General features: G+C 72.7%; 16 protein-coding genes. 7 read left to right on the top strand and 9 right to left on the bottom strand.

All coding sequences use genetic code 11. The annotated features are described in order from the left end of the window. Positions 1–162: 162 nt before the first annotated feature. Genes cobN through cobM form a run of 3 tightly spaced genes read left to right on the top strand, consistent with a single transcriptional unit; the run spans position 163 to position 6,062 of the window. Positions 163–3,810 (top strand): cobaltochelatase subunit CobN, encoded by a 3,648-nt coding sequence (cobN, locus tag ACIBSV_RS04495; protein ID WP_395859461.1) that lies wholly within the window; start codon positions 163–165, stop codon positions 3,808–3,810. After that, positions 3,803–5,296: a precorrin-6y C5,15-methyltransferase (decarboxylating) subunit CbiE gene (gene cbiE / locus ACIBSV_RS04490; protein ID WP_395859460.1), complete on the top strand. Its 1,494-nt coding sequence runs from the start codon at positions 3,803–3,805 to the stop codon at positions 5,294–5,296. Before cobN ends, cbiE begins: the two co-directional genes overlap by 8 nt. 4 nt (positions 5,297–5,300) lie before the next feature. Next, positions 5,301–6,062: a precorrin-4 C(11)-methyltransferase gene (cobM, locus tag ACIBSV_RS04485; protein ID WP_395859459.1), complete on the top strand. Its 762-nt coding sequence runs from the start codon at positions 5,301–5,303 to the stop codon at positions 6,060–6,062. 44 nt (positions 6,063–6,106) lie between these two features. Here the strand turns inward: cobM and ACIBSV_RS04480 are convergent, their stop codons facing one another. Further along, positions 6,107–7,318: a cobalt-precorrin-5B (C(1))-methyltransferase gene (locus ACIBSV_RS04480; protein WP_395859458.1), complete on the bottom strand. Its 1,212-nt coding sequence runs from the start codon at positions 7,316–7,318 to the stop codon at positions 6,107–6,109. Positions 7,319–7,389: 71 nt separating this feature from the next. Between ACIBSV_RS04480 and ACIBSV_RS04475 the strand changes: the two genes are divergently transcribed. Next, on the top strand, positions 7,390–8,277 hold the full coding sequence (locus ACIBSV_RS04475; RefSeq protein ID WP_395859895.1) for a cobalt-precorrin-6A reductase: 888 nt from the start codon (positions 7,390–7,392) through the stop codon (positions 8,275–8,277). A gap of 146 nt (positions 8,278–8,423) precedes the next feature. Here ACIBSV_RS04475 and ACIBSV_RS04470 read toward each other — a convergent pair whose 3' ends face one another. The 3 genes from ACIBSV_RS04470 to ACIBSV_RS04460 all read right to left on the bottom strand — a co-directional run bounded on the left by ACIBSV_RS04470 (position 8,424) and on the right by ACIBSV_RS04460 (position 12,112). After that, positions 8,424–9,968 carry a precorrin-2 C(20)-methyltransferase gene (locus ACIBSV_RS04470; protein ID WP_395859457.1) on the bottom strand — a complete coding sequence of 515 codons (1,545 nt, stop codon included), beginning with the start codon at positions 9,966–9,968 and terminating at the stop codon, positions 8,424–8,426. A 70-nt stretch (positions 9,969–10,038) separates the two neighbouring features. Beyond that, positions 10,039–10,668, bottom strand: a complete 630-nt coding sequence (locus tag ACIBSV_RS04465; protein WP_395859455.1) for a precorrin-8X methylmutase — start codon at positions 10,666–10,668, stop codon at positions 10,039–10,041. 112 nt (positions 10,669–10,780) lie between these two features. Beyond that, positions 10,781–12,112, bottom strand: coding sequence for a cobalamin biosynthesis protein CobG (locus ACIBSV_RS04460; protein WP_395859454.1), 1,332 nt, complete (start codon positions 12,110–12,112; stop codon positions 10,781–10,783). 94 nt (positions 12,113–12,206) lie between these two features. On the opposite strand from ACIBSV_RS04460, the gene ACIBSV_RS04455 reads away from it, so the two are divergent. Further along, positions 12,207–12,716, top strand: coding sequence for a Fur family transcriptional regulator (locus ACIBSV_RS04455; protein ID WP_395859453.1), 510 nt, complete (start codon positions 12,207–12,209; stop codon positions 12,714–12,716). A gap of 665 nt (positions 12,717–13,381) precedes the next feature. On the opposite strand, the gene ACIBSV_RS04450 is transcribed toward ACIBSV_RS04455, so the two are convergent. After that, complete coding sequence (locus tag ACIBSV_RS04450) at positions 13,382–14,104, bottom strand: polysaccharide deacetylase family protein (RefSeq protein ID WP_395859452.1); 723 nt, start codon at positions 14,102–14,104, stop codon at positions 13,382–13,384. Positions 14,105–14,426: 322 nt separating this feature from the next. Here ACIBSV_RS04450 and ACIBSV_RS04445 point away from each other — a divergent pair, with 322 nt between their 5' ends. Further along, entirely contained in the window at positions 14,427–15,008 is a 582-nt protein-coding gene (locus ACIBSV_RS04445) for a hypothetical protein (protein WP_395859451.1), read from the top strand. Between the two features lie 22 nt (positions 15,009–15,030). On the opposite strand, the gene ACIBSV_RS04440 is transcribed toward ACIBSV_RS04445, so the two are convergent. Beyond that, positions 15,031–16,596: an MFS transporter gene (locus tag ACIBSV_RS04440; protein WP_395859450.1), complete on the bottom strand. Its 1,566-nt coding sequence runs from the start codon at positions 16,594–16,596 to the stop codon at positions 15,031–15,033. Between the two features lie 82 nt (positions 16,597–16,678). Here ACIBSV_RS04440 and ACIBSV_RS04435 point away from each other — a divergent pair, with 82 nt between their 5' ends. Then, complete coding sequence (locus ACIBSV_RS04435; RefSeq protein ID WP_395859449.1) at positions 16,679–17,374, top strand: TetR/AcrR family transcriptional regulator; 696 nt, start codon at positions 16,679–16,681, stop codon at positions 17,372–17,374. Between the two features lie 131 nt (positions 17,375–17,505). On the opposite strand, the gene ACIBSV_RS04430 is transcribed toward ACIBSV_RS04435, so the two are convergent. From ACIBSV_RS04430 to ACIBSV_RS04420, 3 genes are all read right to left on the bottom strand, one after another. Then, complete coding sequence (locus tag ACIBSV_RS04430; RefSeq protein WP_395859448.1) at positions 17,506–17,790, bottom strand: hypothetical protein; 285 nt, start codon at positions 17,788–17,790, stop codon at positions 17,506–17,508. Between the two features lie 306 nt (positions 17,791–18,096). Next, a complete protein-coding gene (locus ACIBSV_RS04425) occupies positions 18,097–19,248 on the bottom strand; it encodes a cytochrome P450 (protein ID WP_395859447.1) in 1,152 nt (383 codons plus the stop codon). A 267-nt stretch (positions 19,249–19,515) separates the two neighbouring features. Beyond that, positions 19,516–20,436 (bottom strand): alpha/beta fold hydrolase, encoded by a 921-nt coding sequence (locus tag ACIBSV_RS04420; RefSeq protein ID WP_395859446.1) that lies wholly within the window; start codon positions 20,434–20,436, stop codon positions 19,516–19,518. Between the last annotated feature and the right edge of the window lie 71 nt (positions 20,437–20,507).

Below are 20,507 nucleotides of genomic sequence, written 5' to 3'. Positions count from 1 at the left end.
GGTGACGATTTCGTCCTGCCGGCGTTCTTGCATCCGCAGCTTCGACTGCGGCACCCACTCCAGCGGCATTCCCGCTCGCTTCCGCGGCACGTTCGACGGCGGCTCTCCCGTTCGCGACATCCACTCCGTGGTCCGCCACGCCGGCATCGGCGGAGGCGCCCGGTGATCCTGCTCCTGTCGACATCCGACACCGACCTGCTCAGCGCGAAGGCGAGCGAGGGCGACTGGCGACTGGCCAACCCGGCCCGCGTCGACGTCGCCGACCTGCCCGCGCTCCTGGACGGCACCGACCTGGTCGTGGTGCGCCTGCTCGGCGGGCGGCGTGCGTGGGAGGCGGGGCTGGACGCGCTGCTGGCCGGTCCGCGCCCGGTGGTCGTGCTCAGCGGCGAACTCACCGCCGACGCCGCGCTGATGGAACTGGCGACCGTACCCGCCGGGGTGAGCGCGCAGGCCCACGCCTACCTCGCCCAGGGCGGCCCGGACAACCTGACCCAACTGCACCGCTTCCTCTCCGACACGCTGCTGCTCACCGGGCACGGCTTCGAGCCGCCCGTCGAGGTGCCCTCCTGGGGCCGACTGGACCGCAGCGCGCGCGAGGTCGACGGCCCCGCCGTGGGCGTGCTCTACTACCGCGCCCACCACCTGGCCGGGAACACCGCGTTCGTGGACGACCTGTGCGCGGCGATCGAGAACGCGGGCGGCCGGCCGGTACCGATCTGGTGCGCGTCGCTGCGTGGCGCGGACGAGTCGTTGTTCGCGGCGCTGGGCGAACTCGACGCGCTGCTGGTGACCGTGCTCGCGGCGGGCGGCGCGGGCGGGGCCAAGCCCGCCGAGGTCTCCGCCGGCGGCGACGACGAGCAATGGGACGTCGGCGCGCTGGCCGGCCTGGACATCACCATCCTCCAAGCGCTGAACCTGACCACCAGCCGGGCCGAATGGGAGGCGGGCGACGCGGGCCTGTCCCCGCTGGACGCGGCCACCCAGGTCGCGGTGCCCGAGTTCGACGGCCGGTTGATCACCGTCCCGTTCTCGTTCAAGGAGACGAGCCCGGACGGGCTCACCCACTACGCCGCCGACCCCGAGCGGGCCGCGCGCGTCGCCGGGATCGCGGTGCGGCACGCCCGACTTCGGCACATTCCGGTCGGCGAGCGCAAAATCGGCATGGTGCTGTCCGCGTACCCGACCAAGCACTCCCGGATCGGCAACGCGGTCGGCCTGGACACCCCGGCCTCCGCCGTCGCGCTGCTGCGCGCGATGCGCGCGGCCGGCTACGACGTCGGCGCGCTCGACGGCGCCGACGCGCTGCCCGGGCTCGAACCGCCGGACGGCGACAAGCTTATCCACGCGCTGATCGCGGCGGGCGGCCAGGACCCGGAGTGGTTGACGGAGGGTCAGCTCGAAGGCAACCCGGTCCGCATCTCGGCAGCCGAGTACCGTGAGCGCTACGCGAAGTTGCCGCTGGGGTTGCGCGCGAACATCGAGGAACACTGGGGCCCGCCGCCCGGCGAGCTGTACGTGGACCACTCGCGCGACCCCGAGGGCGAGATCGTGCTCGCGGCGCTGCGCGCGGGCAACGTGATCCTGATCATCCAACCGCCGCGCGGCTTCGGCGAGAACCCGGTGGCCATCTACCACGACCCGGACCTGCCGCCGAGCCACCACTACCTGGCCGCCTACTGGTGGCTGGACGCGCCCGCCGGCCCGGGCGGATTCGGCGCGCACGCGCTCGTACACCTGGGCAAGCACGGCACGTTGGAGTGGCTGCCGGGCAAGAACCTGGGCCTGTCCGCGGAATGCGGTCCGGACGCGGTGCTCGGCGACCTGCCGCTGGTGTATCCGTTCCTGGTGAACGACCCGGGCGAGGGCGCGCAGGCCAAGCGGCGCGCGCACGCGATCATCGTGGACCACCTGGTGCCGCCGATGGCGCGGGCCGAGACGTACGGCGACCTGACCCGCCTGGAGCAACTGCTCGACGAGTACGCCAACGTGCAGGCGCTCGACCCGGCCAAGGGCCCGGCGCTGCAGGCACAGATCTGGACGCTGATCCAGGCCACCAAGCTGGACCACGACCTGGGCATCACCGACCGGCCGCACGAGGCCGAGTTCGACGACCTGATCCTGCACCTGGACGGGTGGTTGTGCGAGGTCAAGGACGCGCAGATCCGCGAGGGCCTGCACATCCTGGGCAGCGCGCCCACCGGCGAGGGCCGGATCAACCTGGTCACCGCGATGCTGCGGGCGCGTCAGGTGTGGGGCGGCAAGGCCGCCGCGCTGCCCGGGCTGCGCGAGTCGCTCGGTCTGGTCGAGGGCGGCGGCGCCTCGCGCACCGAGACCGACGACGCCGAGGACCGCGCGCACCGCCTGGTAGCGGCGATGGAGGCGGGCGGGTGGGACCCGGCTCGGGCCCTGGCCGTCACGCACGAGGTGCTGGGCACCGCATCGGCGGCGGTCGCCGACGTGTTGGCGTTCGCCGCCACCGAGATCGTGCCGCGCCTGGACCGCACCGGCGACGAGATCGGCGCGGTACTGCACGCGCTGGAGGGCGGCTACGTCGCGGCCGGGCCCAGCGGTTCGCCGCTGCGCGGGCTGGTCAACGTGTTGCCGACCGGACGCAACTTCTACACCGTGGACCCGAAGGCGATCCCGAGCCGGTTGGCCTGGGAGACCGGACAGGCGCTCGCGGACTCGCTGTTGGACCGCTACCGCGCCGACAACGACGGCGACTGGCCGCGTTCGGTGGGCCTTTCGGTGTGGGGCACCAGCGCGATGCGCACCAGTGGCGACGACATCGCCGAGGTGTTGGCGTTGCTGGGCGTGCGACCGTTGTGGGACGACGCGTCGCGCCGGGTGACCGGGATCGAGGCGATCCCGCTCGCCGAGCTGGGCCGGCCGCGGGTGGACGTGACGGTGCGCATCTCCGGCTTCTTCCGGGACGCCTTCCCGCACGTGGTGCTGCTGCTCGACGACGCGGTGCGGCTGGTTGCGGAGTTGGCCGAGCCGGACGAGGACAACTACGTCCGGGCGCACGTGCGCGCCGACACCGCCCGACACGGCGACGCGCGTCGGGCGACCACGCGCGTGTTCGGCTCCCGGCCCGGCGCGTACGGCGCGGGGTTGTTGCCGCTGATCGACGCGCGCACGTGGCGCGACGACGCGGACCTGGCCGAGGTGTACGCGACCTGGGGCGGCTATGCCTACGGGCGGGGCCTGGACGGGGTGTTCGCGCGCGAAGACATGGAGGACGCGTACCGCAGGATCGCGGTCGCGGCCAAGAACACCGACACGCGCGAGCACGACATCGCCGACTCGGACGACTACTTCCAGTACCACGGCGGTATGGTCGCGGCCGTGCGCGCGCTGACCGGCACCGCGCCGGCGGCGTACATCGGCGACTCGACGATGCCGGACGCGGTCCGCACCAGGACGCTCCAGCAGGAGACCGCACGGGTCTTCCGTGCCCGGGTGGTCAACCCGCGCTGGATCGAGGCCATGCGCAAGCACGGCTACAAGGGCGCGTTCGAACTGGCCGCCACGGTGGATTACCTGTTCGGCTACGACGCCACGACCGGTGTGGTGGCGGACTGGATGTACGAGAAGCTCGCGGGCGAGTACGTCCTGGACGAGACCAACCGGGAGTTCATGCGCACCGCCAACCCGTGGGCGCTGCGCGGAATCGCCGAACGACTGCTCGAGGCCGCCGACCGGGGCATGTGGGAGAAGCCCGAGGCGGCCACGCTGGACGGGCTGCGCGAGGTCTACCTGGATGTCGAGGGCGACCTCGAGGGCGGCGAGGACGCGGGGGATGCCTGAGCGGGGCGGCGACGCGCCCGGAAGGGCCGGTTCGCCGCCCGAGGTGAGTACCGATCCGGGTGAGGACCGGCTTCCGGGGCTGCGTCCGGGGCCGGCGCTCGGGATGGCGTGGTCCGGCGCGGGCGCCGGGACCGGGCCCGCGGACCTGGGCTGGTTGCCCGGCTCGGTCCGGCCGGGCGATCCGGTCGAGACGTCCGCCGCGCGGCGGCCGCGCCATGAGGCCGGACCCGACCCGGAACCTGCCGGGTCGGTGTGCGTGGTCGGGATCGGCGACGACGGCTGGGACGGACTCTCCTTCGCCGCCCGGGAGTCGGTGGCCGCGGCCGAGGTGCTGGTCGGCGGTGCACGGCATCTCGCGCTGGTGCCGGACACCGGGGCCGAGCGGGTCGAGTGGCCGTCGCCGTTCACGGTGCGGTTCGTGGCCGAGTCGGCCGCGCAGCGGCGGGTGTGTGTGCTGGCCAGCGGCGACCCGATGTTCTTCGGCGTCGGGGCCACCCTGGTCCGCGAGTTGGGCGCCGCGCGGGTCACGGTTGTGCCCGCGCCGTCGTCGGCCTCGCTGGCCTGCGCACGGCTGGGCTGGTCCGTGCAGGGTGTGCCGGTGGTCAGCGCGGTGGGCCGCCCGCCGGCCACACTGGCCGTCGAACTCGCCCGTGCGGCACGCGTCCTGGTGCTGAGCGCGGATGGACTGACGCCGGGACGGGTGGCCGTACTGCTGCGCGAACGCGGCTTCGGGACGAGTACGGTCACCGTGTTGGAGCACCTGGGCGGTCCGGCGGAGTCCGCGTGGCAGGGCAGCGCGGACGCGCTCGCGGCGGCCCCCGAACGGCGGTTCGCCGACCTGAACGTGGTCGCCGTCGAGTGTGGGGACGGCCCCGGACGAAGCCGGGTGCCCGGCCTGCCGGACGATGTCTACGCGCACGACGGGCAGTTGACCAAGCGCGAGATTCGGGCCATGACGTTGGCCGCGCTCGGGCCGCTTCCGGGCGAAGTGTTGTGGGACGTGGGCGCGGGCAGCGGCAGCGTCGGGATCGAGTGGATGCGCGCGCATCCGACGTGCCGGGCGATCGGCTTCGAGACCCGCGAGGACCGCGCCGAACGGGCCCGGTCGAACGCGGTCGCACTGGGCGTGCCGGGGCTGCGGATCGTGGTCGGCCGGGCTCCGGAGGTGCTCGCGGAGGATGTGGGGCTCGCCGAACTCGCGGGCGTGGCACCGGACGCCGTGTTCATCGGCGGCGGGCTGACCGTGCCGGGCGTGGTCGAACGCTGCTGGGCGGCGCTGCGCCCCGGCGGCCGACTGGTCGCGAACGCGGTGGTGGCCGAGACCGAGGCCGAGTTGTTGCGGCATCGCGCGGTGTTCGGCGGGGAATTGACGCGCGTGCAGATCACCCGGTCCGCTCCGGTGGGCCGGTTCACCGGGTGGCGCCCGGCGATGCCGGTCACCCAGTGGGTGGCGGTCAAGCCGCCTTCCGATGCGAACGAGGAGTAGTTCCATGACCGTGCACTTCATCGGCGCCGGCCCCGGCGCGGCCGACCTGATCACAGTGCGGGGGTTGCGGATCATCGCCGCGTCGCCGGTGTGCCTGTACGCGGGCGCGCTGGTGCCGCGCGAACTGGTCGAGGCGGCACCGCCCGGGGCCCGCCTCGTGGACACCGCCGAGCTGAACCTGGACCAGATCGTCGAGGAACTGCGGGCCGCACACGCGGCCGGGCACGACGTGGCCCGGCTCCAGTCGGGGGACACCTCGTTCTTCAGCGCGGTGGCGGAGCAGCAGCGCCGCCTCGACGCGCTCGGCATCCCGTGGGACATCACCCCGGGCGTACCGGCGTTCGCCGCCGCCGCGGCGGCGATGGGCCGCGAACTGACGCTGCCCACGGTGGGCCAGACGGTGATCCTGACCCGGGTCGCGGGCAACGCGACGGCGATGCCGCCGGGCGAGGACCTGGCCACCCTGGGCCGGTCCGGCGCGCTGCTGGTGCTGCATCTGGCGGTGGGTCAGGTCGAGCGCGTGGTGGCCGAGTTGACCCCGCTGTACGGTGCGGACTGCCCGGTCGCGGTGGTCGCGCGCGCGTCGCGTCCGGACGAGTTGATCGTGCGCGGCGAACTCGTCGACCTGGTCTCCCTGGTGCGGGACAACGGCATCAAGGCGGTGGCGGTCATCATGGTCGGCCGCGTCCTGGGTGAACCGGGCTTCTGCGACAGCCACTTGTACAGCGAGATTCGTGACCGGACCGAGCCGAGGCCGGTCGGGTGAGCCGGACCGGCGGCGACCGGGCGCCGACCGGATCGGGCCCGGGGCTAGGCGGGCGCGGCCCGGCCGACGATGGTGCCGGTGCGGTTGATCGCGATCACGTCGACGGTGATCGGGAGTTCGCTGCCGCGCAGCAGGGCTCGGGCGGCGTCGCGGGCGGCCTCCGCGACGGCGTCGCCGAGCGGGACGTCCGCCGCGCGGGCCAGTTCGAGCGCGTGCAGGGCGGTGTTCGCGGCGCGGATGTGGGTGGCCAGGTCGGCGTCCCCGCCGACCGCCGTGGCCCGTTCGGCGAGCGCGTCCAGGTTCACCTGCGACCGGCCCGAGTGCAGGTCGAGATGGCCGTCGGCGAGCTTGGAGAGTTTGGCGAAGCCACCGGCGATGGTCAGCCGCGGGATCGGGTGCCTGCGCAGGTACTTGAGCAGCGCGCCGGCGAAGTCGCCCATGTCCAGCAGCGCGGTACCGGACAGGCCGTACACCTCGGCGCCGACCCGCTCGGAGGTGGTGCCGGTCGCGCCGAGCACGTGCGTTTCGCCGGTGGCCAGCGCGACGTCGATGCCACGGCGGATCGAGTCGATCCAGGCCGAGCACGAGTACGGGATCACGATGCCGGTGGTGCCCAGGATGGACAGGCCGCCGAGGATGCCCAGCCGCGGGTTCCAGGTCTGTTCGGCGATCCGGGCGCCGTCGTCCACGGACAGTTCGACCGTGACGTCGCCGGTGCCGCCGTGCGCCGCGGCCACCCGGGCCACCGCCTCGCGAATCAGCTTGCGCGGGACGGGATTGACGGCCGGTTCACCGACCGCGAGCGGCAGGCCGGGCAGGGTCACCGTGCCGACGCCCGGACCCGCGCGGAAGATCACGCCGGAACCGGGCGCGGCGTGCCGCACGGTGGCCCGGATCAGTGCTCCGTGGGTGACGTCGGGGTCGTCGCCGGCGTCCTTGACTACGCCGGCCATGGCGGTGTGGGGCAGGGGGTGCTTCGCGGTGGGGGCTTCGGTTGTGGGGTCTTGCTTCGTGGGGTCTTGGGCCGTTCGTTCCTGGGTTCTTCGTTCTTGGCTCGTGAGCTCTCGGGGCATGAGGTCTTGGGTCGTGAGCTCTTCGACGGCGAGGGCGAACGCGGGCGCCTGGCCGCCGGGCAGCCACACGGTCACCGGGTCGGGAAACTCGCCGGTCAGCAGAGCCTGGTAGGCGGCCGTCGCGGCGGCGGTCGCGCATGCTCCGGTGGTCCACCCTCGGCGCAACTGATCGGGGCGGGTCATCGGGGGAGGAGCCAATCGTGAGCGGGTCGGGAGAGGCGCGTGCGGTGAGCGGGGCGGGAGAGGCGCGTACGGTGAGCGGGGCGACGGAAGCCCGTACCGCCGACGCGCCGATGATCGGATCGGGCGGCTCGCTCGGCTCGGTTGCCTCCGGTGATCCGGTCGGGTCGGTCGCCGTCGGTGACGGGGGCCGTGTGGTGCTTGTGCTGGGAGGCACCGCCGAGGCGCGTGTGCTCGCCGCGCGGCTGGTGGACGTCCCGGGATTGCGTGTCGTTTCGTCGCTGGCCGGGCGTACCAGCGCGCCCGTGTTGCCGGTCGGCGAGACCCGCGTGGGCGGCTTCGGCGGCGTGCCCGGCCTGGTCGCGTGGTTGCGGGCGCGGGCCGCGGTGGCCGTGGTCGACGCCACTCACCCGTTCGCGGCGCGGATCTCGGCGAACGCGGTCGCGGCCTGCGCCGAGGCCGAGGTCCCGTTGCTGCGCCTGCAACGTCCGGGCTGGACCGCCGTGCCCGGCGACCGCTGGCACCCGGTCGACTCCGCCGACGAGGCCGCGCGGATTCTGCCGGGCCTGGCTCGGCGGGTCTTCCTGACCACGGGCCGCCTGGAGACCGCGCCCTACGCGCACCTGGACGACCTGTGGTTCCTGCTGCGCAGCGTCGAGCCGCCCACGGGCGCGTTGCCGCGCGCGTGCGAAGTGCTGTTGTCCCGAGGCCCGTTCACGGTCGGCGACGAGATTGCGCTGCTGCGTGACCGGCGCATCGACGCGCTCGTGACCAAGGACAGTGGGGGTGCCCTGACGGCGGCCAAACTCGCCGCCGCCCGCGAGCTGGGTCTGCCGGTGGTGCTGATCCGCCGTCCCCGGGTGCGCGCACCGGCACAGGTCACCGACGCGGAGTCCGCCGCGCGGTGGGTCCTGGCCGGGCCTGCCGGGCCGGCCGAGCGGGCCGCTGCGGCCGAAGGGTGAGTCGCGCACGCCACTCACTGTGACACAGGACGGCCCCGAGTCGATCTTGGCGACCCGGCCGAGCCGCCGGCCCGGCGCGCCGGGCCGGCCCGGCGGACGGCGCGGCTCGACCCGACGGACGTACGCGAACACGGTCGGCCCGATCGTCAGGCCGGGTAGCGCCGCGGCGTGTACACGCCGGTGCCGCCGTCCGGGCGAGGATAGGTGCGGGTCTGCGACGAGCCGATGATCAGCAGCGTACGCATGTCCACCACCTCCGGGTCCAGGTCGGCCAGCCGGACCACGCGCACCGACTCGGTCGGGCCGCCGACGTCGCGGCCCACCACGACCGGGGTGTCCGGGCCGCGGTGCTTGAGGAACAGGTCGCGGGCCTCGGCGACCTGGGTGCGCCGGGTCTTGGAGGCCGGGTTGTAGATCGCGACCGCGAGGTCCGCCTCGGCGGCGGCGGTCAGCCGACGCTCGATCACGTCCCACGGCTTGAGGATCGCGGACAGGCTGATCACACAGAAGTCGTGGCCCAGCGGCGCACCCGCGCGGGACGCCACCGCCTGCATCGCCGACAGCCCGGCGACCACCCGGACCGGGACCTCGGTGGCCGTCTCGTGCGCGGCCTCCAGTACGGCCGACGCCATCGCGAACACGCCCGCGTCGCCGGAGGAGACCACCGCGACCCGGCCGCCCGCCTCGGCCAACGCGATGGCGTGGCGCGCGCGTTCGGCCTCGACCCGGTTGTCGGTGCGGTGCCGCTTCTGCCCGGGGCGAGGTTGCACGCGGTCGACGTACGGGCCGTAGCCGACCACGTGATCGGCGGCGGCGAGCGCGGCGTGCGCGTCGGGGGTGAGCCATTCCGGACCGGCCGGCCCCAGGCCGACCACGTCGATCGAGCCGATCTCGCCGGTGGGTTCGGGCAGCACGTACTCCGGTTCCGGCGCGCGCGGCGTGCGGTTGGTCGCGAACTCGCCGCCGGACGCCGCCGATGGGGTGATCACGAGGGAGAAGTACGGGACCTCGTCCGGGACTACGTCGGCGAGCGGCCGCACCTGCTGCCGATCGGTGGTCGCGCGCTCCACGTACCAGGTGCGCTCGGCCAGCCCGGCCTGCTCGAACGCACCGCGCACCGCCGGGAAATGCCGCTTGCCGAGCTTGATCACCGCAGCCGAGTCGGCGGTCCGCAGCCGGGCCGCGAGCACGTCGGGCGGGAGCGTACCGGGCAGGATGGTGAGCACCTCGTCGTGCTGCACGAGCGGCCGACCCAGCACAGCCGCCGCGCCGCTGACCGAGGTCACGCCGGGCACCACCTCGACCTGATAGCGGTCGGCGAGGCGTTCGTGCCAGTACATGTACGAGCCGTAGAAGAACGGGTCCCCCTCGCACAGCACCGCGACGTCGCGCCCGGCGTCCAGGTGCGCGGCGATCTCGGCGGCGGTCGAGTCGTAGTAGTCGGCGAGCGCGCCGTCGTACCCGCCCGGGTGATCGGTGCTCTCGGTGGTTACCGGGTATTCGAGCGGGAGGCGGAGTTGAGTGTTGCTCAGATACGGCTCGGCGATGGTGATCGCGACGCCGCGCGCACCCTTCTTGACCGGGTAGGCGACCACGTCGGCCGAGGTGATCAGGCGATGCGCCTTCAGGGTGATCAGCTCGGGGTCGCCCGGGCCGAGGCCGATGCCGTACAGGCGGCCGGTGGTGGTCACGCTGTGCTCCTGGGGGTGGGTGGGGCGATTCTCTTTCGCGACTTCTCGGCTTCGGGCTGTTGCCCGCCGCCTATTCCTGGTCGCTCGCCAGTGCGTTCAGGGCGGCGGCGGTCATCGCGCTGCCGCCGCGGCGGCCGTGTACGACGAGATAGGGGATGCCGGCGGGATGGCCGGCCAGGGCCTGCTTGGACTCGGCCGCGCCGATGAAGCCGACCGGGATCCCGATGATCGCGGCGGGGCGCGGGGCGCCCTGGTCGATCAGTTCGAGCAGCCGGAACAGCGCGGTCGGCGCGTTGCCGACCGCGACCACGGCGCCGGCGAGGTCGTCGACCCACAGGTCCACGGCGGCGGCGCTGCGGGTGGTGCGCTGTTCGGCGGCCAGGACCGGAGTGCGCGGGTCGGCGAGCAGGCAGCGCACGTCGTTGTCCTTGGGCAGCCGCTTGCGCGTGACCCCGGACGCGACCATGTTCGCGTCACACAGGATCGGCGCACCGGCACGCAGCGCCTCGGCACCGGCACGGGCCACATCGGGGTGGAAGCCGACGTCCTGCGGGAGGTCGGTCATGCCGCACGCGTGGATCATCCGGACGACGACGCGCGAGACGTCCTTGGGGAAGCGGGACAGGTCCGCCTCGGCCCGGATGGTCGCGAACGAACGCCGATAGATCTCGGCGCCGTCCTTGATCCAGTCGTCGTCCACGTCGGCTGCTCCTTTGCCCGGGTGTGGGTGGTGGTGATGGTCGTCGTGCGTGTGGGGGGCATGGTGCTGCGTGCCCGATGAAGAATCTGCCGCGCGGGGAGTCCGTCGGCCGTCATGCCGGGGTGGACGGTGCCGGTGGGCCCGGTGCGGGTACCCGTGCGGGTACCGGTCCGGGGGTGGGCGCTCGGCCGGGCGGGACGGTTTCGTAGGTGCCGTCCTCGCGCGCGACCACAAGCGTCGCACCGGCGGGCTTGCCGCATGCGCGGGCACAGCCGACCCAGTGCGTGTCGGCGCGGCCGAGAGCTCCGGGGGGATCGGCGGCCGCACGATCCGTGTCCATCGGGGTGGTGTCCGCGAGGGCGACGCCGATGGGGGAGTGGCCCAGTGCGTGACGGGTGGCCTCGGTGCGCACGTCGGCCAGGGCCCGGCGGCAGGCGCCCAGGCCGCTGCACGCGGTCACGCCGCGCCACGGGGAAGCGGGGTCGCATGGCAGGCCGGCTGCTTCGAGAGCGGCCGAGGTCGCTGCCGGGTCGGTCACGTCGCGGATCACCACGCCTCTGGTGCCGGTGATGCGCAGTTCGGCCCGCAAGCCGACGAGGGTGGACAGGTGACGTCGCGTCAGGCGACCGAGGGGGACCAGTGCTCCGACGGCGAAGCGGCCGTCGGACTGCGGGAGTACGCCGATGGGTGGCCGGCTGCCGCTGTGGCGACGTGGCCCGCCGGGGCTCGGGCCGGCGACCGCGGGCTCGCGGATACGACTCGGGAAGGGGGCGGACCCGAGGGTGGCGGCGAACCGGGCCGCGCCGGAAGGGAGTTCGCGGATATGCCAGGCACCCGTGTCGGCGCGGGCGGCCAGGAACGCGCGGGCCGCGTGAACGATCGCCGCCGGTGCGTCGGCGGGGGCGAATCGCCAGGCCGTGTCGTGGCCGGCGGTGTGCAGCGCGAAGGTGTCGCGGGCCGGCGCGACCAGGTCCAGGTCGTGCCGGGCGGAGGCGATCGGGAGCCCGCCGTCGTCGATGCCGATCAGGAAGCGGCCGGACAGGGCGGTCAGATCCGGGGCCGCGCACAGGGCGTGGTCGACGGCGGTGAGTACGGCGTCCGCGTCCAGCAGCGCGTTCGGGTCGCGGCCGGCCAGTGGGCTCGCGAGGATGTTGCGCACCCGGTCGTGGCTGCGGGAGGGCATCAGGCCGGCCGCGGTGACGGCCTCGGCGAGGGCGGGCAGGTCGGCCTCGGCCAGGCCGCGCAGTTGGATGTTCGCGCGTGCCGTCAGGTCGACCGAACCGGTACCGAAACGCGCTGCCAGCTCGGCGAGTTCGTGTAGTTGGGCGGGGGTGAGCCGACCGCCCGGGAGGCGTACGCGCGCGATCAGGCCGTCGTCGGCCGGCGACGCGTCCACGACCCCGGGGCAGGCGTCGTCGCGCTCGCGGACCACCACCGCACCCACCGCCCCTTCGTCGTGCCTCGGTGCCTCGTATCGGTATGCCCGGCCTGTCACCCCATGTCGGGTTGTCGATCGGCCAGATGCGACACTGTTGCATATGGACGACGGTGTACAGCACCCCACCCCCGACCCGGTGTCCGAGGCGGTGCGGCAGATCCGCGCGCACGGCGAGCGGGTCACGGTGGCGCGCACCGCAGTGCTTCGGGTGCTCGCGGACGCCGACGAACATCTGAGCGCCGACGCGATCTTCGCCGCCGTGTCCCGGGCGGCGCCGGGCGTGCACCGGACCACCATCTACCGCGCGCTGGACGCACTCGAACGCCTCGACCTGGTCGCCTTCACCCGGCTGCGCCACGACGCGGCCACCTACCACCTGGCGGGCCACCTGGTCGGCGGCACACACGTGCACGTACGCTGCCGCGTCTGCGGCACGGTCAGCCACGCGCCGGGCGACCTACTGGACGACGTCGCCTCCCGCCTGGCCGCCGCACAGGGCTTCGTCCTCGACCCGACAGCCGTCGCCCTCACCGGCCGCTGCGAATCCTGCACGAAGCCCCCCGCCCCCTTCGAAGCCCCCCACCGAAGCCGACACACCACCCGCCCCTGACCCACACCCGACCACCCTCACCCGACCCACCCGGTCGAGTACCTTCGGCACTTCGCCCCGATCGACCGGCGTCACTCGACCACCGGGCGTCACGTTCCGTTGATCCGGGGTCCGGCCGAGGATGTGCGTGCCGTCGTGGCCCACCGGCAGCACCCGACCGTCCGGCGTCGCGCCCCGATCCTGCGGCACCGGCCGAGCATGTCTCGGGGCCTTCTCCTGCCCGGCCGGACGCGGACACCCGTACAGGAAGCGAGGGCCGAATCCGCCGACACCAACGTGCGCCCGGCACAGGACCCGCTACGCCCGGCCACTCCCATCGCCACACGGCGCGGGCTCAGCGACCGCCACACGGCGCGGGCTCAGCGCCGCCCACGGCCGCCCATGCTCGTCGCCGCGGCGACCTGCGACTCGGCGGCTGGGCCGGTCGTCCGCCGCCGCCCGCCGCGTCGGCGCGTTGCGTGGCCGCGCGGACGTGGTGCGCTGCCGGGGCGCTCGCGGTTCGATCGCGCGCGACCCCGGTCCGCTGCTTGGCTGTGGTGCCGACCCGGGCTGCGTTGACGCACGTCCGGCGTGCCGGTGTCGGCTGCGTCGGGTTACGTGCGTTGCCGGCCCGGGGCTTGGGCTTGTGTCGGGTTTCTCGGGGTGGGATGTGTGGTGGGGGCGGGTCAGGTTGGGAGGACGAAGCGGTAGCCGGCTGCCAGGAGGCGGGGGAGCCATAGGCTCAGGGCGGCCACCGTTTGGGAGCGGTCGCCGCCCGCGTCGTGGTTGACGATGATCGAGCCGGTTGTGGTGTCGGCCAGGATTCGGCGGACGATCTCGTTCGTGCCGGGCTGTTCCCAGTCGCGGGGATCGACGGACCAGCCGAGGGGGCGCAGGCCGTTGGCGCGCAGCGCGCCCATCACCTCCGCCGACCAGCGGCCGTACGGGGCGCGGAACCACTCGATCCGAAGTCCCGGCAGGACTTGATCGATTGTGGTCAGATTGCGCTCCACTTCCTCCATCACGGCGGCCGGCTGCAGTTGCCGGAGGTCGGCGTGGGACCACGAGTGGCCGGCGATCGCGTGGCCGCCGTCGTGGATCGCGCGGAGCAGTCCGGGGTGTCGTTCGACCTCCGAGCCCACGACGCAGAACGTCGCGGGCACCCGATATTTCTGCAGTACCCGCAGTACCCGCGGCGTGTACTCGGGGTGCGGTCCGTCGTCGAAGGTGACCGCGATGCGTCCGGGCCCGGCGTCGACGAAGCGGACCGGTTCCGAGACGAAGGCGGGGCGTGGGGAGGGTTGTCCGTCGGTGGCGACGGCGGACGGTGTGGCGACGGTGAGAAGACCGAGGGTGGCGGCGGCGCCCATCAGCAACGTACGGCGCGACGTGGCGGAAGTGGTGTCCATGCCGAGTGTCTTGCACATGTCCGAGACCGCGTTCACGAGGACACGCAGGACGCGACGGGAGTTCACCGGATCGGCGGATCGGGGGTCGGTGGATCGTCGTCCCGCGCGCCGGAGTTCCGAATTCGAGCCCCAGGACTCGAGCACGGTGCGGCGGGCCGAACGCGACTGAATCCGACCGCCTCGAACAAATCCGGTCTCGACCGCCGGGCCGTCGATCCCTCGCGGGCCGTACCCGACGCTCCGCCCTCATCCCCGCGATCGACCGGAAGGCAGGTCCGTACGCCGAGGTGGCGACATCGCACCCGATGCCAGAATTCCGCACATGATCACACCTCCGGAGACCGGCGCCACCAGCACACCCGCACCTGCTCCCGTACCGGGCTCCGCCGTTGAAGTGCCACCCGCCCCGCGCTGGGCGATCGTGGCCGCGCATGTCGCGGCGCTGACCCCGTTGCCCTCCGCGATCTGGCGGTTCGCGCTCGTCTTCGGCAACCACGGTGGATACACCGAGCAGGGCTACGCGAACATGAACATGACCGGGTGGGGCGGGCCGTGGGTGGTCTTCCTCAGCCTGAGCACCGAACTGGCCGCCCTGCTCACCCTCGGACTGGTCCGGCCCTGGGGCGAACGCCCACCCCGCTGGGTCCCGTTCGTCGGCGGGCGGCGGATGAATCCGGTGCTCGTGACGCGCGTCGCCTACACCGGTGTGGTGATCCTGGCCCTGCTGTGGACCCAGTTCCTGTTCTGGTGGGCCGTCCCGCACAACGACATGACCGATTCCGGAGGCGACCTGCTCGGCGTGCTGTACCAGCCGCTGGTGTGGTGGGCGCCGCTCCTGGCGGCGGTGACGTGGTCGTACCGCCGGCGCCACCTCGGCGAACCCGCCCGAGGTGGCGCCGAATAGAACCCGGCCGCCCCGGGTTCTCCTACGTCAAGCCCGAGAGAGGATCCGACCCCGCTTCCTTCCGGGCCGCGTGATGGCGGGCGGTGGCCACGCCGACCACGATGCCCAGGAGGGCTGCCGCGCCCATCAGGCCCGCCTGGATCTCGAATGCCCGGCTGAATCCGTCCACCACGGCGTCCTGCTGCACGACGCCGGACTTCACCCGATCCTTGGTGTGGTTGGTCGCGACCGTGACCAGGACCGCGATGCCGATCGCCGCGCCGATCTGCTGACACGTCGTCACCATCGCCGAGGCGACGCCGCCTTCGCCCTCGCCGGCTCCGCCGGTCGCGGTGTGAATGATCGCGACGAACGCGACGCCCAGGCCCAGGCCGGTGACCACCAGCGCGGGCATCAGGTGACCGGTGTACGAACTGTGCGCGTCCAGGCGGCTCATCAGCCACATGCCGCCGGCGGCGACCGCCGGGCCCACGCTCACCGGAAGCAACGGGCCGCGGTTGGCGATCAGTTTGGTGGACACCGCCGCCCCGAGTCCCATGCCGACGCTGAACGGCAGGAAGGACAGGCCGGTCTCCATCGGCGACCAGCCCTGGATTCGCTGCATGTACAGGGTGAGGAAGAAGAACATCGCGAACAGACCGCCGGCCGCGACCAGCACCAGGACGTCCGCGAGTACCAGGTGCCGCATCCGCAACAGGGCTCGGGGCAGCAGAGGTTCGGCCGCGTAGCGTTGGCGTACCGCGAAGCCGATCGCGAGGACGGCCGCGATGCCCAGTCCGAGCAGGGTCCGGGTCGAGCTCCACGGGTGGGTGTCGGTCTCGACCACGGTGTACACGAGCGTCAGCACGGCGGCGGTGCCGATCGCGGCACCGGCGAAGTCCGGTACGCGACGGACCGCTTCCCGGTCGTCCGGGCCGATCACCTTGGGCAGCGCGAGCAGCGTGAGCGCGCCCACCGGCAGGTTGATCAGGAAGATCCAGCGCCAGTGGGTCCACTCGACGAGCGCGCCGCCGAGCAACAGGCCGGTGGCCGCGCCGAGCCCGGTGAGTGCGGCCCAGGTGCCCAGCGCACGGGCTCGCTCGGCCGGTTCCCGGAAGGTCGCCAGCAGGATGGCCAGCGCGGCGGGGGACAACAGCGCGCCGGCGATGCCCTGTGCGGCGCGGGCTCCGATCAGCACCGCGGAGTTCGGCGCGATGCCGCAGACCGCCGACGCCAGCACGAACATCACCAGGCTGATCCCGAACAGGCGCCGTCGGCCGAGCAGGTCGGCCAGACCGCCGCCGATCAGCAGGAAGCCGCCGAAGGTCAGGAAATAGGCGTTGGTGACCCAGGACAGCGAACTCTCGGTGAAGTCGAGATCGTCGCCGATGGTGGGCAGCGCGACGTTGACGATCGTGTCGTCGACGAGCAGCACGAACTGCGCGACACACACGAGCAGCAGCACGAGCTTCGGATTCACCGGGCGGGCGGAGCGGGTCGAGCCGGGGCCCGCGGATCGCGAGCGCCCGGCGGCCCCGGCGGATTCGGTGGCCGCGTCCGCGTCGGCCCCGACCGCGGACTCGGTGGCGGGTATCCCTGAGGAAGCCATCGCTGTTCCTACGTTCGTAGAAGTAAGTTCTATAGTTGTAGAGAATATTTCTACAAGCGTCAAGCGCAGGGATAATGGACACATGCCCCACGTGAACGATCCCGCCGGCACGCCCGACGCCTCTGCCCCCTCCGCCACATCGGCCCCGGCAGTCCGGGTGGCCCCGGCCGGCGTACCCGCCACACCCGATCCGCCCGCCGGCTCGGCGCGCGTCGACCGCCGCACGCTGATGCTGGACGCGTCGATTCGGGTGCTGGCCACTCACGGGCTGCGCGGGCTCACCCATCGCGCGGTACAAGAGGAGGCGGGGCTGCCCAACGGCTCGGTCACGTACTACTTCAAGACCCGCGATCAGCTCATCCTGGCGGTGATCGAGCGGATGGCCGAACGGGACAAGAGGTTCGCCGGGGAGATCACGCACGAACTGATGCGGATGACGGCGGTCCGGCCGATCGAGATCGACTATCCGCAACTGGCCGCGTACATGCGCGAGTGGTGGGACGGCGAACGCAGCGTGCAGTTGGCCCGTCTGGAGCTGGAACTCGCGGGCGCGCGCGAGCCGTTGATCCGCGAGGCGATGATCCGCTGTCAGGCCGAGTTCCGAGCCTTCGCGGAACTGATCGCGTTGTCGCTGGGCTCCACCGACGCGCGCCTGGACGGGCACATCATGCTGGCGCTGCTCCAGGGGATGTTGTTCGACCACGTCACCCGCGACTGGGACGACCCGCGGCTATTGGAGGTCGGCCTGCGTCGGGTGATCGAGTCGGTACGGCACTGAAGCGACGTCGGGCGGCCCGCACGAAAACGGTGTCGGGCGGGCACCGAACCGACCCGGGCCCGCCGGCCCCACCCGATCGCAGAGTCCGGCCTTCGGGAGAGGGCGGAGCGGGAGGCGAGCGCGCCGCTCGGTCAGCGCTTGTGTACCGGGGCGTCCGAGTCGTTGACCACGTTCGTGATCCGGCTGACCCCGTCCACTCGCTCGGACAGCGACGGCAGTACGCCCAGCGAAGGCCCGACCACCAGCGCCACGACCATCAGCGCGATCATCGCGGCGCCCTGCGTGGTGCGCCGAGTCCACCAGCGCACGCCCGACGGCCGGCCGGCTCGGGCCCGCCCGAGGGCGCCGCCGTCGGTCTCCCGGCCGAGTACGCCGTGGTGGTGCGCCTGCGCGGAAACCGCTCGACGAACAGACATCTACTCCGACTCCCCCTCCATGGCACGCCACCCTTCGACGGTCGTGAGGTCGCACCGTCGATCCCCTGTCGTGCGGCTTCCACTGTGGTCCCTTTCGGACGCGCCGTCACCGGACAATCCGGCCGGCCCACAGAGTTCTCACAGAGTTGTGACAGTTCGCCGACAGTGGCATGACCCAACGGACGCCGGACGACCCCTTTCGCGGTTTCGCCGCGGCGGCACCCTCCCGCCGCGACTCCCGGAAACGCCCGGACAGCGGCCCCGGGAATCCCCGACGCCGGCGCGGGGCGACACAAGTCGTCCGGGTCAGTCGCCGAGTTCGACCGGGAGCGCGCTCAGGCCGCGCACGCGGACCGACGGCTGCCACGAGACCGGCGCGTGCCGTCGGGTCTTCGGGAAGCGGGTCAGGATGGTGCGGACCGCGAGTTCGGCCTCCAGGCGGGCCAGCGGTGCGCCGATGCAGTAGTGGATGCCCTGGCCGAAGCTCAGGTGGCGGGCCGGATCGGGGCGGTCCAACTGGATCCGGTCCGGACGGGCGTAGCGACGCGGGTCGCGGTTGGCCGAGGCGATCGACAGGAAGACGGTGTCGCCGGCCGGGATGGTGACGCCGCCGAGTTCGATGTCCTCCAGCGGGAAGCGGCGGATCGCGAGCAGCGCCGGCGACATGTGCCGGGCGACCTCCTCGACCAGGACCGGAACCGCCTCCGGGTCGGCGAGCAGCGCGTCGCGCAGCGCCTCGTCCTCGATCGTCGCGTGCAGCGCGCCGGCCATCAGGTTGGCCGAGTTCTCGTAGCCCGCGAAGAGCAACAGAAAGGCCAACGAGGTCAGTTCGTCCTCACTCAGCCGATCCTCGGCGTCCCGCGCGGCGATCAGCGCGGACAGCAGGTCGGGACCGGGCTCGGCGCGCTTGGCGGCGAGCAGCGCGACGAAGAACGCGTACATCTCGCGCACCGTCGCGCGGATGCCCTCCCGGGTGGCGTCCGCACCCAGTACGGCATTGGTCCAGGTGCGGAAGTCGGACCGGGACTTTGTCGGCACGCCGAGCAGTTCGGAGATCACGTCGACCGCGAAGGGCGACGCGAAGTCCTTGACCAAGTCAACCCGTTCGCGGCCGGCGAGATCGTCGGCCAAGGACTCGACGGTGCGTTCGAGCCGGGGGCGCAGGTCGGCGGTGTGGCGCGGGGTGAAGGCCTGGCCGGCGAGGCGGCGCAGTCTGGTGTGGTCGGGCGGGTCCATGTTGAGCAGGTTGGCGTCCAGTGCGGGCGGGAGTTCGAATCCCTTGTAACCGCCGGGCTTGGCATGCCCCTTGTGCAACGACAACCTCGGGTCGCCCAGAGCCGCCTGGACATCCGCGTACCGCGTGACCAACCATGCGGGGCTGCCGTCCGGTGCGACGATCGCGTGCACGGGTCCGGCCTCGCGCATTCGGGCGAAGACGCCGTGCGGATCGTGGGCCATGGCGCGAGCGACATCCACCGAGAACCGCTTTCGATCGGCGACAACGTGCTTGGCCAACCTAGCGAGGCCCCACCTCGCCCGCCAACCACGAGCCCCGCGACGACGCCCGATCCGGAGGTGGCATGGACGCTGTCGCGTGCCGTCACCGCCGTCGCGGCCGTCCTCGCACTCGCCGCCACCCTGCTCCGGCTCGGGCCCCTGCTCCCGGCTCGCGCCGCGCACGGCGCCGATCCGGGAGATCGACACGCGGACCCGAGGCGGGCGTGATCAGCGGGACACCGATCCGATGCTCTCCTTCCGGTCCCCGGCCCGGGCCTTCCCGTCCCAGGCCCTGGGCAGGAAGTCCGCGATCAGTGGGGCGATTTCCGGCAGCTTGTCCTCGAGGGCGAAGTGCCCGGTGTCCAGGATGTGCAGCTCGGCGTCGGGGAGGTCGGCGAGGTAGGCGTGTGCGCCGGTCGCCGGGAAGAAGATGTCGTTGCGGCCCCAGACGATCAGCGTCGCCGGGCGGTGTTCGGCCAGCCATGCCTGCCACTTCGGGTACAGCGCGACGTTGGTGTGGTAGTTCAGCGCCAGGTCGACCTGGGCCTCCTTGCGGCCCGGCTGGTCCAGGAAGTGCTGGTCCAGGGTCCAGCCGTCGGGCGCCACCAGGGTGGGGTCGGCGGTGCCGCCCTCGTACTGGCTCCGGGTCACCGGCAGCACCAGCAACTCGGCGGCCTTCTCCCGGGCACCCTCCACCTCGGGGGTGAGCGCGATGAAGTCGCGGGCCATCTCCGACAGGCCCTCGGCGTAGGCGTTCGCGTTCTGCACGATCAACCCGGCGACCGCCGCCGGCCGCCGCTCGGCCAGCCGCAACCCGACCGGACCGCCGAAGTCGAAGGTGTACAGCACGTACCGATCCAGCCCGAGCGCGTCCACGAAGCCCTCGACCACATCGGCCAGCCGTTCGAACGAGTAGGTGAAGCCCGCCGGTGCCTCGGTGTGCCCGAAGCCGGGGTAGTCCGGCGCGATCAACCGGAAGTCGTTGCCCAGCACGTCCATCAGCCGTCGGAACTGGTGCGAGGCCGAGGGAAAGCCGTGCAGCAGAAGCAACGTGGGCGCACCCACCGGCCCGGTCTCCCGGTAGAAGACCCGAACCCCGTCGACCTCCACGAAACGGTGCGCGACCTGCGGAACAGCGGTGATGCCCATGATCTCTACCTCCGGCGACGGCTTGATGTCGTAGTTCTATCGATCATCGAACTAATGAGTCAAGCCATCTT

The organism is Embleya sp. NPDC050154 (assembly GCF_044460165.1).
GTDB lineage: Bacteria > Actinomycetota > Actinomycetes > Streptomycetales > Streptomycetaceae > Embleya.
The sequence above is the reverse complement of the archived record's forward strand: the minus strand, read 5'-3'. Positions and strand labels throughout refer to the sequence as shown.